Origin of the sequence: Cellulomonas edaphi (genome assembly GCF_030362815.1) — a bacterium.
Lineage (GTDB): Bacteria > Actinomycetota > Actinomycetes > Actinomycetales > Cellulomonadaceae > Cellulomonas > Cellulomonas edaphi.
Genome location: NZ_JAUCGR010000001.1, coordinates 611,346 through 625,115 on the forward strand (window position 1 = coordinate 611,346; position 13,770 = coordinate 625,115).

At 73.1% G+C, this 13,770-nt stretch carries 11 protein-coding genes; 5 read left to right on the forward strand and 6 right to left on the reverse strand.

Annotated features, from left to right (window positions below; all coding sequences use genetic code 11):
* Nucleotides 1-66: 66 nt before the first annotated feature.
* Nucleotides 67-2,625 (reverse strand): MucBP domain-containing protein, encoded by a 2,559-nt coding sequence (locus QRT05_RS02950; protein ID WP_289445122.1) that lies wholly within the window; start codon nucleotides 2,623-2,625, stop codon nucleotides 67-69.
* 121 nt (nucleotides 2,626-2,746) lie between these two features.
* Here QRT05_RS02950 and QRT05_RS02955 point away from each other — a divergent pair, with 121 nt between their 5' ends.
* Nucleotides 2,747-4,030 carry a GntR family transcriptional regulator gene (locus QRT05_RS02955; RefSeq protein WP_289445124.1) on the forward strand — a complete coding sequence of 428 codons (1,284 nt, stop codon included), beginning with the start codon at nucleotides 2,747-2,749 and terminating at the stop codon, nucleotides 4,028-4,030.
* A gap of 230 nt (nucleotides 4,031-4,260) precedes the next feature.
* A complete protein-coding gene (locus QRT05_RS02960) occupies nucleotides 4,261-4,578 on the forward strand; it encodes a YtxH domain-containing protein (protein ID WP_289445126.1) in 318 nt (105 codons plus the stop codon).
* Nucleotides 4,579-4,582: 4 nt separating this feature from the next.
* Here the strand turns inward: QRT05_RS02960 and QRT05_RS02965 are convergent, their stop codons facing one another.
* Nucleotides 4,583-5,071, reverse strand: coding sequence for a gluconokinase (locus QRT05_RS02965; RefSeq protein WP_326522626.1), 489 nt, complete (start codon nucleotides 5,069-5,071; stop codon nucleotides 4,583-4,585).
* A gap of 96 nt (nucleotides 5,072-5,167) precedes the next feature.
* On the opposite strand from QRT05_RS02965, the gene QRT05_RS02970 reads away from it, so the two are divergent.
* Entirely contained in the window at nucleotides 5,168-6,451 is a 1,284-nt protein-coding gene (locus QRT05_RS02970; RefSeq protein WP_289445128.1) for an MFS transporter, read from the forward strand.
* Nucleotides 6,452-6,519: 68 nt separating this feature from the next.
* Nucleotides 6,520-7,083: a M15 family metallopeptidase gene (locus tag QRT05_RS02975; protein ID WP_289445130.1), complete on the forward strand. Its 564-nt coding sequence runs from the start codon at nucleotides 6,520-6,522 to the stop codon at nucleotides 7,081-7,083.
* Nucleotides 7,084-7,087: 4 nt separating this feature from the next.
* Here the strand turns inward: QRT05_RS02975 and QRT05_RS02980 are convergent, their stop codons facing one another.
* Genes QRT05_RS02980 through QRT05_RS02990 form a run of 3 tightly spaced genes read right to left on the reverse strand, consistent with a single transcriptional unit; the run spans nucleotide 7,088 to nucleotide 11,211 of the window.
* The gene (locus QRT05_RS02980) at nucleotides 7,088-8,896 is read right to left on the reverse strand and encodes a pyruvate dehydrogenase (RefSeq protein ID WP_289445132.1); all 1,809 of its coding nucleotides are present in this window, start codon (nucleotides 8,894-8,896) and stop codon (nucleotides 7,088-7,090) included.
* Between the two features lie 44 nt (nucleotides 8,897-8,940).
* Complete coding sequence (locus QRT05_RS02985; protein WP_289445133.1) at nucleotides 8,941-9,903, reverse strand: phosphotransferase family protein; 963 nt, start codon at nucleotides 9,901-9,903, stop codon at nucleotides 8,941-8,943.
* Nucleotides 9,904-9,912: 9 nt separating this feature from the next.
* Nucleotides 9,913-11,211, reverse strand: coding sequence for an MFS transporter (locus tag QRT05_RS02990; protein WP_289445134.1), 1,299 nt, complete (start codon nucleotides 11,209-11,211; stop codon nucleotides 9,913-9,915).
* 74 nt (nucleotides 11,212-11,285) lie between these two features.
* Here QRT05_RS02990 and QRT05_RS02995 point away from each other — a divergent pair, with 74 nt between their 5' ends.
* A complete protein-coding gene (locus tag QRT05_RS02995; protein ID WP_289445135.1) occupies nucleotides 11,286-11,576 on the forward strand; it encodes a GNAT family N-acetyltransferase in 291 nt (96 codons plus the stop codon).
* 463 nt (nucleotides 11,577-12,039) lie between these two features.
* On the opposite strand, the gene pgm is transcribed toward QRT05_RS02995, so the two are convergent.
* Entirely contained in the window at nucleotides 12,040-13,722 is a 1,683-nt protein-coding gene (gene pgm, locus QRT05_RS03000; protein WP_289445136.1) for a phosphoglucomutase (alpha-D-glucose-1,6-bisphosphate-dependent), read from the reverse strand.
* Nucleotides 13,723-13,770 lie beyond the last annotated feature (48 nt).

The following is a 13,770-nucleotide window of genomic DNA, read 5'->3' on the forward strand; positions in this document are numbered from 1 at the left end:
GCAGGTGTGCGTGGGGGCGGCCCCCCCGCGGGGGGGCGTGGGGGCGGCCGCAGGGGGTGCCAGACGTCAGTCGGCTGCGCTCCGGCGACGGGCCGCCGCGAGCGTGGCGCCACCCAGCACGAGCGCGGAGCCGAGGGCGACCAGGCGCCCCGCGTCCGAGCCGGTCTGGGCCAGGTGGCCCGAGGGCTTCGCGACGACGACCGGCCTGGATGCGACAGGGCTCGACGCGACGGGGGTCGTGGGCCGGGTCGACGCGCCGCGACCGGAGACGGGCTTCGTCGGCTCCGGGGTGGGCTTCACCGGCGTCCGGGTGGGCTCGGGCGTCGGGGTGGGCTCGACGACGATCGGCCGGTAGACGTAGACCACGTCGGGCGTGTCGTCCGTGTAGGTGCCGTTCGCGTTAGCGGGGACCGCCACCAGCTCGTAGCCGTCGATCGACTTCGGCGACGTCGTGTAGTGCTCGCCCTGGGTGCCGGTCGAGGAGGTCGGGTCGGCCAGCGGCTTGCCCTTCTCGTCGACGTAGCGGACGGTGACGTCGGCCGGCTTCGGGGCCACGACCGGCTTGTAGACGTAGGTGACCGTCGTGGTGCCGTCGGCGAGCGACCCGCTCGCGTTGGCGGGCACCCGCACGAGCTCGTAGCCCGGGACGGTCTTGGCGTGCGTCGTGTAGTCGTCGCCGGGCGTGCCGGTCGAGGTGTCCGACGGCGCCAGCGCCTTGCCCTTCTCGTCGACGTACCGCACCACGAGGTCCGCCTTGGCCGGCGCGGGGACCGGCTTGTACACGTAGACGACCTGCGTCGTGCCGTCGGTCAGCTCGCCGGAGGCGTTCGCCGGCGTCGCCACCAGCTCGTACCCGTCGATGTCCTTGGCGTGCGTCGTGTACGCGTCTCCGGGCGTACCCGTCGAGGTGTCCGACGGCGAGAGCGGTGCACCGTGCTCGTCGACGTAGCTGACCACGAGCGAGCCCTCGGCGACCGGGGCGGGCGCGTACACGTAGACGACCTCGGTGGTGCCGTCGACCAGCTGCCCGGACTCGTCGCCCGTGACCTTGCTGAGCACGTACCCGTCGATGTCCTTGGCGCGCGTGCTGTAGTCGTCGCCGACCTTGCCCGACGAGCTGTCCGAGGGGGCCAGCTGCTTGCCGTTCTCGTCCACGTACCGGACGACGAGCTCGCCCGTCGCCGGTGCCGGGATCGGCCGGTAGACGTAGGTGACCGTGGTCGAGCCGTCGGTCAGCTCGCCCGCGGCGTTGGCCGGTTCGGCGACGAGCTCGTAGCCGTCGATTCGCTTGGCGGACGTCGTGTACGTGTCGCCAGGCTTGCCCGAGGAGGTGTCGCTGGGCGCCAGCTGCTTGCCGTGCTCGTCGACGTACCGGACGACGAGGTCGCCGGCGGCCGCGTCCGTGAAGGTCACCGTCGCCGCGTCGGGAGCGTCCAGGCCGCGGCGCACCGTGATGTTGGCGGCACCGTTGGTGTACGTCCCCGGCTGCGCGGCAGTCACGTCGACCGAGACGGTGCACGACGTCTGCCCGGCGTCGAGGCTGCCCTCCGCGACGGCGATCTCGGTGCCCCCCGCGGGAGCGGACACCTTCGAGGCGTCACAGCTCGCGACGAGCTTCGGCTCGTCCGCGATGACGAGTCCGGCGGGGAGCGAGTCGGTGAACGACCAGCCCTTCTTCTCGGCCTTCTCGGCGGTGTTGGTCACCGTCAGGGTCAGGCGGACGGTGTCGCCGGTCGTCGCCGCCGACGTCGAGAACGACTTGTCCAGCTGTGGCGTGACGTCGAGCACCTTGATGTCGTCGAACGCGCCGTCGTTGCCCAGGTAGGCCGAGGTCAGGTTGCGGATCACGATGCCGAACTGGCCGCCGTCGTAGAGGAAGGACTGGTCGGAGGCGAAGCTGCCGGCATAGACCGGCTCGGCTGCGCCCTTCGCGAGGCTGGTCACCGGGACGACGTGGCCGCGGGGATCGGTGATCGGGTCGATGGCCTTCGTGGTCAGGGCGCGCTCGACGCCGTTCTGCGCGACGGCGAAGGTGAGCTGCGGGTTCACGCGATCGGGATGTGCCGCGTTCTTCGCGTTGGTCGCGGCCGCTGCGAGGGAGAACGCCAGGAACCGGCCCTTGGAGTCCTTGAGGCTGATGTCGTCCTTGGTCGCGAACATGATCTTGCCGCCCGCGGGCACGGCGCCCGTGGACTGCGTGTAAGCCGAGATGGCCATGTTCTGCTGCGGGTTCGACGTGCCGTTGACCTTGCCCAGCGCCTCGGTGAGCTGGCGCAGCGTGTTGAAGGCGGTGACCTCCGTGCCGTTGTTCGCTCCCGTGGCGTCGCTGGCCGCGCGGGTGTTGTCCCACGAGAGGACCAGGCCGTTCGCCTTGACGGCATTGAGCCAGTAGGCGTCGGCGGTGTAGCTCTGGCCACCCGTGCCCCGGTAGTCGGCGAGCTCGGTGCGCAGCCCGCTGTGGTTGGCGTTCTCGAAGTTCTCGTGGAAGACCACGGTGGGGTCGTCGGGCGTTCCGGGGTGTCCGGGCGTCGCGAAGGCGGTGCCGGCTCCGACCAGGACGAGCGCGAGGCTGGTCGAGACCGCGAGTGCGGCGGTCCGGCCAGCTGCGCGACGTGTGGTGGACATGAGGTCGATCTCCTTGGCTTGTTCAGTGTGCTTCCGACATCTCGAATGTATTTCAGCAACCACATTCACGATCAGTGACGAAGGTCCTGACTTTCAGCACGCAGGGCAGTTGAATGGAGCCGTGCCCATTCCGACTGAACGCGTGGACCTCGTCGGAGCCCCTGCACGCGATGCGGTGTTCGAGCTCCTGCTGCGCCGGATCGTCACCGGTGAGCTCGCGCCCGGGTCCCGCCTGAGGGACGGCGAGCTGCTCGCGACGACCGATGCCTCGCGAGTGCCGCTGCGCGAGGCGCTGAACAGGCTCGAGACGCTCGGGCTCGTGCGGGTGGTCCCGCGCCAGCTCACCGAGGTGACCCCGATCGATCCGCGCCGCACTGCCGAGTGCCTCGAGCTCCTGGGCGCCGTCGTCGGGCAGGCCCTGGTCGAGACCGCGGGGCGTCTGACCGCCGACGACGCGAGCAACCTGCTCGACCTCCGTGACATCGGCCTGCGTGACGACGCGACGGCCTTCGCGACTCTGACCGACGCGACGTACTGGGTGCAGTTCCCCTCGGTGATCGTGGGCCGGACGGGCAACGACGAGTACCGGAGCCTGTGCCAGCAGACGTGGCCCTACGTGGAGCGCTCGCTCGCGCACAACGAGCACGCCCTCGACGTCACCGGCTGGCGGCGCGCGCTCGTCGCGACGATCGACGGGGCGCTCGAGGGTGACGCAGCCGCCGCGCTGACGGCCTGGCATGCCGCTGTCGAGCACACGGCGGCGCCGTTCGTCCACGCCCCGGCCGACGTGGCCCCGCCCGCGCGGCCTGTGGTCCTGCGCGAGCGTGCCGCGACCGTCATCCAGCGCGCGATCCTCGACGGCACGCTCGAGCCGGGCGAGCAGCTGCGCGAGTCCGCCCTGATGGCATGGCTGGGCATCTCGAGGACGCCGGTGCGCGACGCGCTCGCGCTCCTCGCGTCCCGCAGGCTCGTGACGCTCGAGACGCACCGACCGGCGCGTGTGGCGACCCTCGACCACGAGGAGTTCGTGCACGTGCTGCGCGCACTCGGCGTCCTGCGGAGGGTCAGCCTGGGTGACGCCCTGTCGGGGAAGGTCGATGTCCCGACTGCCTGGGGGACCACGCTCGACCGGATCCGCGGCGCGGCGTCGCTGCACGAGCGGATCGCCGCGGTGGACGAGCTGTCTGCCGCGATCACCGCGGCCGGCGACAACCTGGTCGCGACCCAGGCCATGGACCTGCTCGAGGCACGCGCGCGCTGGTACCTGGTGCGGGACCCGCAGGCGCTCGAGGCCTACGACGGCGAGGAGCTGGTGCGCTTCGCCGAGGCCGTGCGCTCGGGCGACGTCGAGGCGGCCGTACGCGCCCACGCCCGCGTGTACGACACGGTGACGGCTCGGCGCTGAACGGCGCCCACGGCCTCGGCGCGCCTCGCCGTGCCGTGACGTGGAGGGACCGGCACCCGAGCGCAGGGGGGCAGCTCGGATGCCGGCCGCAGCCCATCCTGCCTCCTCCGGCCCGCCGGGTCAGTCCACCCGACGGGTGATCTGACGCGTGCGGCCCGGGCGTCGCTCGTGCTGCGGACCCGCGCCGGACGTGCCTAGGCTCGGGCAGGACCGACCAACGAGGAGCGCACATGAAGGGCAAGGTCGCATTCGTCGCCGGAGCCGGGCTCGGCTATCTGCTCGGCACCCGGGCAGGGCGGGGCCAGTTCGAGAAGATCAAGTCGTGGGCGGGCGACATGTGGCTCGACCCGCGCGTGCAGGGCTACGTCAAGGACATGGAGGCCCAGGCGACGCAGTTCGCCAAGGAGCAGGGCGCCGCGCTCAAGGACCGCGCGGTCGACGCCGCGTGGGCGGCGATGGGCAACGCGAAGAGCACTCCGGACCCGGACGAGATCGTCGTCGAGGCCGTCCCCGAGGACGAGCTCGACCCGAATGTGCGCCGGTTCTGACCCTTCAGGGGTGCGCGGCCCAGATCCGGGCCGCCACCTGGTCGGGCGTCGCGTCGACGAAGACCTCCATGCCGACCTCGTCGGCCTCGAGCGGCTCGAGCGTGGCCAGCTGCGAGGCGAGCAGGGTCGCGGGCATGAAGTGGCCCGTCCGCGCCGCGAGGCGCCGGGCCAGCTCGTCGGGCGGCACCACCAGGTGCGCGAACCGCACCGGCGCGCGCGCCTCCCGCAGCACGTCGCGGTAGGGCCGCCGCAGCGCGGAGCACGCGACGACGGTGCCGCCGGAGGCGTCGTCCATGGCCTCGCGCACCCGGGCCAGCCAGGGCGCGCGCTGGGCGTCGGTGAGCGCGAAACCCGCGCGCATCGCGGCGACGTTGGCGGCCGGGTGCAGGTCGTCGCCCTCGACGAACGTCGCCCCCAGCCGCTCGGCCAGCAGCCGGCCCACGGTCGTCTTGCCCGTCCCGGACACCCCCATGACCACCACGTGCTCGCTCACGAGCGCCACCTTGGCAGGCGCCGGCGCGCGGCACGGCGACTTCCCGCACCGTGGGCACGAGCCGCGGTGGTGGACGGGGGCAACTAAACTCGCGCGGTGCCATCCCTCGTCGTCGACACGACGCCGCTCCGCATCAGCCCGGCCTTCCGGCGGCTGTGGCTCGGCCTGTCGATCTCGAACCTCGGCACGCAGCTGACGGTCGTCGCCGTGGGTCTGCAGGTGTACGACATCACCGGCTCGACGTTCACGGTCGGCGTGCTCGGGCTGTTCGCCCTGGTGCCGCTCATCATCTTCGGGCTCTACGGCGGCGCCATCGTCGACCACTACGACCGGCGCAAGGTGGCGCTCTACGCCTCGCTGGTGAGCTGGGTGGTGATCGCGGTCCTGGCCGTGCAGGGCTGGGCGGGCAACGAGCACGTCGGTCTGCTCTTCGCGCTGGTCGCCGTGCAGTCGGGCGCCAACGCGGTGAACGCGCCCGCGCGCAGCGCGATCATCCCGCGTCTGCTCGAGCCGCGGCTCATGCCCGCCGCCAACGCGCTGCAGGCCATCGGCTTCCAGACGTCGCTCACGGTGGGGCCGCTGATCGGCGCCGCGCTGGTCGCCGCGTTCGACTACGGCCTCGCCTACACGGTGGACTTCCTGCTGTTCACCTTCGCGCTGGTCGCCGTGCTCCGCCTTCCGCCGGTCCTGCCCGAGGCCTCCTCCACGCGCCGTGCCCGGGTGGGTCTCGGCTCCGTCGTCGACGGGCTCCGCTACCTCGGCACGCAGCGCAACGTGCGCATGACGTTCGCGGTCGACCTCATCGCGATGATCGTGGCGATGCCTCGCGTCGTGTTCCCCGCCGTGGGCATCTGGTACCTGGGTGGGGGCGCGACCACCACCGGCATCCTCACCGCGGCGCTCGCGGTGGGCGCGGTGCTCTCCGGCACGTTCTCGGGCGGGCTCGCGCGCGTGCGCTGGCAGGCGCGCGTCATCACGTTCGCCATCACCGGCTGGGGGCTCTCGGTGGTCGCGTTCGGGCTGGTCCTCGTGGCGGTCGGCCGGGACAAGCCCGAGCACGTGCTGTGGGGCGCGCTCGTCATCGCGTGCTGCACGCTCGTCGCCGCGGGCGCGTCCGACGAGATCAGCGCAATCTTCCGCCAGACCATCCTGCAGACCGCCACGCCCGACGACATGCGCGGGCGGCTGCAGGGCGTCTTCATCGTCGTCGTGGCCGGCGGCCCGCGGCTGGGTGACCTGTGGATCGGCTCCCTGTCGGAGTGGGTGGGCGAGGCCTGGGCCGTCGTCCTCGGCGGGTCCCTGTGCGTGGTGCTGCTGTGGCTGCTGGTGCGCTGGCAGCGCTCGTTCTGGCAGTACGACGCGCGTCATCCCGTCGCCTGACGGCCCCCGCCCGCGGATGGGCCCGCGGGCTGATGTGCGCGGCACGCCTCGGCACGCAGGCTCGTGCCATGACCACGTACGTCCACGGCCGTCCCGAGAGACCCGCCCGTCGCCGCCCCCGGGCCCTGATCGTGCTGCTCCTGCTGGCGGCCGCCGTCGGCGTCGCGCTGCGCCTGGCCGACCCGTCGGGGGCGTCCGAGCCGCTCGTGCCCGTCGCTGCGTCCGACGCGCCGCCCGAGACGGGCGACCCGGTGCTCGCCGGGCTCGACGACGAGCTCGCCGCGCGCTTCGCGCACGCCCAGCGGGTCGCCGCGGCGGACGGCGTCCGGCTGACGCTGACGTCGGGCAAGCGCTCGGCGGCCGAGCAGCAGGAGCTGGTCGAGGCGGCGGTGGAGCGGTACGGCTCCGAGCGTGAGGCGCACCGCTGGGTGCTCCCGCCGGGGTCGTCGGCCCACGTCAAGGGGCTCGCCGTCGACGTCGGGCCGACCTCCGGAGCCCTGTGGCTCGGCGAGCACGGCCTGGAGCTGGGGCTGTGCCGCACCTACGCCAACGAGCTGTGGCACTTCGAGAAGCTGCCGGACGGGGCCACCGCGTGCGCCCCGATGCACCCGGACTCGTCCTCGGGCTGGTGACCGGTCAGCGGGGGACGTTGCGCAGGTTGGAGCGTGCCATCGCGACCACGTCGGCGACGCCGCCCCCGATCACCTGCTTCGCCATGGCGCGCGTGAATCCCGAGACCTGGGAGCGCGTGATCTTCGGGGGCAGCGACAGCGCGCGCGGGTCGGTGACCAGGTCCACGAGCGCGGGTCCGTCGTGCGAGAAGGCGGTGCGCAGCGCGGACCGGATCTCACGGGGGTCCTCGACGCGGACCGACGGGATGCCCAGCGCGGCGGCGACCGCGGCGTAGTCCACCGGCGGCGAGTCCGTGGCGTACGACGGCACACCCGCGACGAGCATCTCGAGGCGGACCATGGCGAGCGAGGCGTTGTCGAAGACCACGACCTTCACCGGCAGGTCCAGGGCGCGCAGGGTGATGAGCTCGCCGAGCAGCATGGACAGGCCGCCGTCGCCGGCGATCGCGACGACGGTGCGGGGCCGCGCCGGCTCGTCGCCCGAGCCGTGCGGTCCCGCGGGGTCGCCCGGCGACGTCGACGCCGCCTGGCTGAGTGCCGCGCCGATGGCGTGCGGGAGCGCGTTGGCCATCGAGCCGTGCAGGAACGACCCGATCACGCGCCGTCTCGCGGTGGGTGTCACGTACCGGGCCGCCCAGACGTTGCCCATCCCGGTGTCCACGGTGAACACGGCGTCGTCGGGCGCCTCCTCGTCGAGCACCGCGGCGGCGTACTCCGGGTGGATGGGTCGCAGGTCCTCCACGTCGCGGGTGTACGCGCCGACGGCGCCGGACATCGCCTTCTCCTGGCGGGCCAGCATGGAGTCGAGGAAGGAGCGGTCGGTGCGGGGCTCGAGCAGCGGCAGCACGGCGCGGATCGTCTCGCCGACGTCGCCCACCACGGCCACGTCGTTGCGCGTGCGCCGACCCAGTCGGGTCGGCTCGATGTCCACCTGCGCCGTCGGCACGTCCGGGAGGAAGGTGTCGTAGGGGAAGTCGGTGCCGAGCAGCAGCACCAGGCCGGCGCCCTCGAGCGCGGCCGCGCACGCGCCGTACCCGAGCAGGCCGGTCATGCCGACGTCGAACGGGTTGTCGTACTGGATGACCTCCTTGCCGCGCAGCGAGTGGCCCACCGGTGCGGCAAGCCGCTCGGCCAGCGCGAGCACGTCGTCGCGCGCACCCCGCACGCCGGCGCCGGCGAAGATCGTGACCTTCTCGGCGGCCTCGATGGCGGCGGCGAGCGCCTGCACGGACTCCTGCGACGGCACCACGCGGGGGCTCGGCGGCGGGGTGAGCACGTCGATGCCGTCGTCGGCCGCCTCCAGCTCCGCGACGTCACCGGGAAGCGTCAGGACCGCCACCCCGGGCGCGCCGTACGCGTGGTGGATGGCCGACCGGATCACCCGCGGCGCCTGCGCGGCGGACGTGATCATCTCGCTGTAGGCCGAGCACTCCAGGAACAGGCGGTCCGGGTGCGTCTCCTGGAAGTACTGGGTGCCCACCTGCGTGCTCGGGATGTGGCTCGCGATCGCGAGGACCGGCACACGCGAGCGGTGCGCGTCGTAGAGCCCGTTGATCAGGTGCAGGTTGCCCGGCCCGCACGAGCCCGCGCACACCGCGAGCCGGCCGGTGAGCTGAGCCTCCGCCGCGGCGGCGAACGCACCGGCCTCCTCGTGGCGCACGTGCACCCAGGCGATGTCGGCGCCGTCGTCGGCCGCGCGCCGCACCGCGTCCACCACGGGGTTGAGGCTGTCGCCGACGATGCCGTACACGTGGCGTGCTCCGGCGGCGATGATCTGGGCGACCAGCTGGTCGGCAACGGTTCGACGGGACATCGATCCATCGTCAACGGCGGTCAGCCCTCCCGCATCCGCAGGCCTCAGGCCAACGCGGTCAGCGCCCGCGCCAGGTTCTCCTCGTAGCGGGCCACGAAGTCCGCGACCCAGTCACCCTCGTACGCGCGCGGAGCGGTCTCCACCTTCATGATCAGCGCCATGAGCAGGCGGTACAGCAGCAGCCGGGCGGCTGCGTCCGGCTCTTCCACGTCCCACGCGGCGCCGCTCGTCGCGCCGTAGCCGGCGAGCACGCGCGGCGAGACCCCGTGCCACATCGGGTCGATGCCCACGAGGTCGAGCAGCGGGTCGCCCCACATCGCGCGCTCGGTGTCGATGACGCCCAGCAGCTCGCCGGTCGCCGGGTCGACGAACAGGTTGCCGGGCCACAGGTCCGTGTGGACCAGCACCGGCGTGGTCACGTGGGCGAGGGCACCGGCGTGCCGTCGCAGCGCCGCCCGGATCTCGTCGTCGGGCAGCGCCGTCCCCCAGCGCGCGGCGTCGGCCAGCAGCGCCTCGACGATCAGGGAGAACGCCTCCGGCCACGCGTCCGCCTGCAGGCCGGTCTCCGCGTTGGGGTAGCCGAAGCGGGTGCCCGTCAGCGTGTGCTGGTGCGCGAGGTAGGCGCCCAGGTCGCGCTCGAGCCGCTCCGTGCGCGGGTCGTCCGCGCCGAGCCCCGCGTCGAGCATCGGCGTCCCCGGCAGGTGGCTGACGACGAGCACGTCGCTGGGCAGGACGGTGCGCGTGTAGTCGGTGTGCAGCACGGTGGGCATGAGCAGCTCGGGGCGCTCGTGGGCCAGCTCGTAGACCAGCGCCTCGGTCCGCAGCAGGTCGAGCTCGTAGGTGAGCAGGCGGTCGAGGTCGGTGGGCGCCGTCTTCACGACGACCCGGCTGCCGTCCTCGAGCGTGACGCGGTACGTCGTCGCGAACATCCCGCCCGTGAGGCGCTCGAACCCGGTGAGCCGGCCGACGGGTGCGACGAGGGCAGAAAGCGTATCGCTGCTGGTCACGCGCCTACGCTAGCGCCCCGACCGGTCGGGCTCGACGCACTCGGCCAGCTCGGTCGCGGCCACGGCCGCACCCGCCGTGGCCGACGGCGAGCCGTCCTCGACCGCGTCGTGCACGTGCCCGGTGTGGTCGCCGCGCAGCGTGCGGTACGACGCGAGCACCGCGACGACCGCGACCACGGCGGAGACCACCACCACGAGGAACCCGGCGTGCGACCCCTCGGCGTCGATCCGGGCGCCGGCCACCGACGAGCCCACGGAGACGCCCACGCCCAGCGCGGTGCCGATCCAGGTCAGGCCCTCGGTGAGCCGCTCGGCGGGCACCAGCTGCTGCACCAGCGCGTTGCCGTTGATCAGCGTGGGCGCGATCGCGAAGCCCGTGACGAACATGACGGCGGCCAGCGCCCACAGCGAGTCGACCAGGAAGAACAGCGACACCCCGACGGCGAGCGCGATCATCCCGTTCGCGAACCGCTGGTGCAGGGGACGCTTCCAGTGCCGGGTGCCGTACAGCAGGCCCGCGATGAGGGACCCCGCGGCGAACACGGCGAGCACGGGGCCGGCCAGGTTCTTGTGCCCGGCCTCCTCCGCGAAGGCGACCGTCGAGACGTCGTTGGCGCCGAAGATCGAGCCCATCGCGACGAACACCAGCACGAGCACGAGCATCGCGGGTGTGCGGAGGACGGAGCCGCGCGGTCGCGGCTGACCCTTCGGGGCGACCGGGGGCTCGGTGGCGCGCAGCGCGCAGAACCAGTAGCCGCCCACGACCATCGCGACCAGCGGCACCACCAGCCCCGCCGTGGGGTCCACGCCCGTGGCCAGCAGGGTCGCGGCGACGGGTCCCACGACGAAGACCAGCTCGTCGACGGCGGACTCCAGGGCGTACGCGGTGTGCAGCTGGCGCGGGTCGCTCAACGTGCTCGACCAGCGCGCGCGGACCAACGACCCGAACGACCCGATCGCCGCGCCGGTGACGGTCGCGGTGACGTAGAGGATGACCTCGGGCGCGTCCGCGAGCGCCGCGACCACGAGTCCGACGAGCCCCGCCGCCGAGACGGCCACCGCGGGCCGCATGACGCGCGCCTGCCCGTGCCGGTCGACCAGCCGCGACAGCTGCGGTGAGCAGACCGCCTGCGCGATGACGTACACCGCCGACACCCGGCCGGCGAGGCCGTAGGAGTCGTACAGCGCGGAGACCATGAGGACGATGCCGATGCCCACCATCGACATCGGGAGTCGCGCGAGCGCACCGGCCGCGGAGAAGGCGAGGGCTCCGGGCCGTCTGAGGACATCTCCGTACGGCCCGAGCACCCGCCCAGTCTCTCACCCGTCCGCGAGCCTGCTCGTCGCGGGCGTGGGCGGCGCCGGGGAGGCAGGATGGGCGCGTGACGATCGACGTGGTGGACGTGCCGGAGGAGTCGCGGTTCGAGGCGCGCGGGCAGGACGGGGAGCTGATGGGCGTCGCCTTCTACGACGTCATCGGGACCACCGTCGCGTTCACGCACACCGAGGTCGACGAGAAGTACGAGGGGCAGGGCGTCGCGGGACAGCTGGTCCGCGCGGCCCTCGACTCGGTGCGCGCCCAGGGCAACCGCCGCGTCGCACCGCTGTGCCCGTACGTGAAGGCCTGGATCGCCCGCCACCCGGACTACCAGGACCTCGTCGGCCCCTCCTGACCCGCGACACGTGCCCGCCGGCCGGTCGCCGGTCGGCCCGATGGTCGTCCGCTGGTCCACGGGCCCGAAGGCTGGTCGAGCCTGTGGTTGTCCACGGTTCAGTGGCCGGAAGCGTGGATAACGACTGGTTCGGCAGCCGGAAGCGCGGACAACCACCGGCTCGAGGGGCCGGCCGGGCGGGAGGTGCCGCGAACCTCACGTTGCGGGCGGTTGGAGGGGTCGATGCGGCCACAACGTGAGGCTCGGCGCCCGCCGACCGGTTAGTGCGCGGATCGGCTGGTGCGCGGACCGGCTGCCGACCGGCCCCCGCCACGCCGGCCCGCCCCGCCTCGCCTATCGAGCCTGTGGTTGTCCACGGTTCAGTGGCCGGAAGCGTGGATAACGACGGGTTCGGCACTCGGGAGCGTGGACAACCACTGGTTCGGCGGCCCGGCCGGGCGGACAGCCGGCCGCCGAGGGGGGGTCAGCCGGCGAGGGCGGCCGAGACCACGTCCTTGGCCTCCGCCTGGACCTGGGCCAGGTGGTCGGCGGAGACGAACGACTCGGCGTAGATCTTGTAGACGTCCTCGGTCCCCGACGGGCGCGCGGCGAACCAGGCGTTGGCGGTGGTCACCTTCAGGCCGCCGATCGCCTCGTCGTTGCCGGGCGCACGGGTCAGCCGGGCGGTGATCGGGTCGCCGGCGAGCGTCTGGGCGGACACCTGCTCGGGCGAGAGCGCCGCGAGGGTCGCCTTCTGCTCGCGCGTCGCCTCGGCGTCGACGCGGGCGTACCAGGACTCGCCGAACTCGGTCACGAGCTCGGCGTGCCGCTGGGAGGGCGACTTGCCGGTCACGGCCAGGATCTCCGAGGCCAGCAGCGCGGCGATGGGGCCGTCCTTGTCGGTGGTCCACACGGTGCCGTCCTTGCGCAGGAACGAAGCGCCGGCGGACTCCTCGCCGCCGAAGCCGATCGACGCGTCGATCAGCCCGGGCACGAACCACTTGAAGCCGACGGGCACCTCGATCACGCGGCGGCCCAGGCGCGCCCCGACGCGGCTGATGAGGTCGGAGGAGACGAGGGTCTTGCCGATGCCCGCGTCCGACGGCCACTGCGGGCGCGCACCGCCGTACAGGTAGTCGATCATCACGGCGAGATAGTGGTTGGGGTTCATGAGCCCGCCGTCGGGGGTCACGATGCCGTGGCGGTCGGAGTCGGCGTCGTTGCCCGTGGCGATGTCGTACGGCGCGGCGCCGCCCTCGGCCGTCATCCGGGTCACCAGCGAGGCCATCGCGTACGGCGACGAGCAGTCCATGCGGATCTTGCCGTCCCAGTCGAGGGTCATGAAGGGCCAGCGCGGGTCCGCCTCGGGGTTCACCACCGTGAGGTCCAGCCCGTAGCGCTCGCCGATCGCGCCCCAGTAGTCGACCACCGCGCCACCGAGCGGGTCTGCGCCGATGCGCACGCCCGCGGACCGGATCGCCTCGAAGTCGATCATGTCCGCGAGGTCGTCGACGTACGCCGAGAGGTAGTCGTGCTTGCGGATCAGCTCGGAGGCGATCGCCCGCTCGTACGGCACGCGCGGGACCGCGCGCCACCCCGAGGCGAGGATCTGGTTGGCGCGGTCGGCGATCCAGTTGGTCGAGTCGGAGCCCGCGGGACCACCGTGCGGCGGGTTGTACTTGAAGCCGCCGTCGGTGGGGGGGTTGTGCGAGGGGGTCACGACGATGCCGTCGGCGAGCCCGGGCCCCCGCGTCCGGACGCCCTCCGACGTGCCCGCGCCGTTGTGGCGCAGGATCGCCAGGGACACCGCGGGCGTGGGCGTGTACGAGTCGCGGGCGTCGACGTGCACCTCGACGCCGGCCGCGACGAGGACCTCGACGGCCGTGCGCTGGGCCGGCTCGGACAGGCCGTGGGTGTCGCGCCCGATGAAGAGGGGCCCGTCGGTGCCCTGCCCGCGCCGGTACTCGACGATCGCGGCCGTGATCGCCACGATGTGCGCCTCGTTGAACGCGCGCCTGAACGCGCCGCCCCGGTGCCCGCTGGTGCCGAACACGACCTTCTGGTCGGGGTCGGTCACGTCGGGCTCGAGGTCGTAGTAGGCGCCGAGCAGCGCGTCGATGTCGACGAGGTCCTCGGGCAGGGCGGGGGTTCCGGCGCGCGGGTGCATGCCTCGATCCTTCCGCAGCCGCAGCGACAATGCACGGGCCCGGCCCCG